The organism is Pontibacter virosus (genome assembly GCF_003096355.1).
GTDB lineage: Bacteria > Bacteroidota > Bacteroidia > Cytophagales > Hymenobacteraceae > Pontibacter > Pontibacter virosus.
In genome coordinates, this window is the sequence record NZ_QEKI01000035.1 from 1 (window position 1) to 2,074 (window position 2,074).

3 protein-coding genes are annotated in these 2,074 nt (G+C 39.2%); all 3 read right to left on the reverse strand.

Annotated elements, in window-relative coordinates; translation table 11 throughout:
• Positions 1-135: 135 nt before the first annotated feature.
• The 3 genes from C8E01_RS21355 to C8E01_RS21365 all read right to left on the reverse strand — a co-directional run bounded on the left by C8E01_RS21355 (position 136) and on the right by C8E01_RS21365 (position 1,962).
• Positions 136-519 carry a hypothetical protein gene (locus C8E01_RS21355; RefSeq protein ID WP_116545489.1) on the reverse strand — a complete coding sequence of 128 codons (384 nt, stop codon included), beginning with the start codon at positions 517-519 and terminating at the stop codon, positions 136-138.
• Between the two features lie 82 nt (positions 520-601).
• Complete coding sequence (locus tag C8E01_RS21360; RefSeq protein ID WP_116545490.1) at positions 602-1,264, reverse strand: hypothetical protein; 663 nt, start codon at positions 1,262-1,264, stop codon at positions 602-604.
• Positions 1,265-1,359: 95 nt separating this feature from the next.
• A complete protein-coding gene (locus tag C8E01_RS21365) occupies positions 1,360-1,962 on the reverse strand; it encodes a hypothetical protein (RefSeq protein WP_133242817.1) in 603 nt (200 codons plus the stop codon).
• Positions 1,963-2,074: the final 112 nt, after the last annotated feature.

Consider the following 2,074-nt stretch of genomic DNA (forward strand, 5'->3'; position numbering starts at 1 on the left):
TGAATTTCATAGTTCAAGTGGATAAGTATAGTATTACTTAGCCACTTAGCTTGTGAAAAGTTGCAGGAAGGAAGGTGTTATTAGACAGTCTGACGTACTGGGCTATAGGGTGGCGTAGCTGACCTATAGGTGTGGTTATAGGCTACTGTGCTTCTCCTTTCTTTTTACACTATAAAATAAACTTGCAATCACTACGCTTGCTGAATAAACAATGCTAAGTCTAAATGCCAATGAGCCAGAAATAAGAGCAAATGTGATTAGCACAGCACCTACTATTATTAAATTTAGTAATATTTTAATCAGTATTGGTGAGGAAATCTTTACAGTCAGGATTTTATAGAAAGCAAAGCAAACCAAGAATGCAGGTAAAGAAAATGCTAGTCCAAAAAAGACGAATAGAAGAAGAACTTCAAAACCCATGTTCCATTCATTATTTACAAGTCCAGCAAGTATCATTAACAATGGTGCAACAAGGATTATGGTTGTAAGCCAGAGTTGAATCGGATAAAGTTTGTTCATTCTTCTTTCATCATTTGCATTGCCTATAACGGTTTTGCTATGGTGCGTTTATGCACTATAGGTTTTGTTGAGCTTATTATTCTTAATTCTCTTGTAGCTTCTTTTTGAGGACCTTTATCGCTTCTATCATGGATTCTTGATCTTCTACTGGAGCATTATTTTGGAGTAGCTTCTCCATTAACTCAGTCAATTTAACCAATTCATGCATCTTCGTCCCATTTTCTGGTGACAAAGTTTTGCCTGCCATTTCACCTTCCCATTGCTTATGGGTAATGAAATAGTAAGAAGCCCCGTCAGTAATCATTTGTGATGATTCAGGATATTTGGTCTTATAAATGGCGATCAGAAATAACTCTTTGAGTTCTGTGGCAAGTGCTTCGCTTACCCTGACTTTTTGCTCTATCAGTTTAAGCTCCCTATTGGGTAAGCTAACATGAGGGCTGACATAAGCCCAGATTGGTATATCAACTGTTCTTTTCAACAGTACCAGCCCTTCTTTCTGGGATTCAACCGACAATAGCTTCTCTGGCTGGAAAGATGGCAACACCACCACCCTGACAAAGTACTGGTTTTCTTCTATACCTTTGAATAATGTCTCTTGAGTACGTTCAAAGTATGTTTGAATTACTTTACTCTGTACAAAGGAATGAAAATAGCCATCAACGGGCACCAAATGGTCGTTCCCTTGACTAAAGCTGAGCCTACATGATAAAATGAAAATCAGTATTGTCAGGAATGCTTTCATAATTTCATATTAAGCTCAACGGATTAGGACATGCTGCGAACGAGGCAAAGCCGAGAATGGAGCATGTGCAGGGTTAGCCCCTGTAATTCTTTGTACTACTTGTTCTCAATTGTTATTCTGTCAATTTTAGCGTCAGGACGTTTGAGCCTAAGGAACTTTGGTTGACTGTCTCCATATTCATAGTTTCCTACTCTGGTGCTATCTGTGGTCAGAAACTCAACTGTGTAATTCTTGCCTTTTACATACCCTAACTCAAACCTTTCATCTATCATATGTACTTCAAATTCAGCACTGGGATTGCGCTTAAAGAAGTCACTAGCCGTTGCTCCTACATATATGGTAGAGTCGACAGTTACTTTAGGTGAAAGGACAGTAATACCTGATACTTTGTCATCGCCTTCAAAGGTCCATACAAACAACACAGGTTCACCATTTTCTACCACTTTGAGTCCCATGCTTTCACCGTCTACCCCATATTCATGAACTGGCTCTTCTATGAATTTGCCTTCTTTGTATACTCTTTTAAATTCTTCTATTGGCATTCCTAGATAGGCCTTGTCAACCATTTGTTTACTAGAAGTAGCTGCCGTGGCAGTAGGGGTTGAATTTGTTGTTGCATGTGTTGCTGATTCACTAACTGGCTCGTCACATGCAGTCAAGCATCCAAGAATCAATAAGAAGACTGTGCTTATTTTCATACTTACTTATTTGGGCTAACGAAATGGTCTAGCAGACGCTTTAGCTTGAAACACTTGCTAAGGTGTCTGCTAGGGTGTGTTGGCCGGGGTTGTTTTTCCCTTTTTCTCCCAG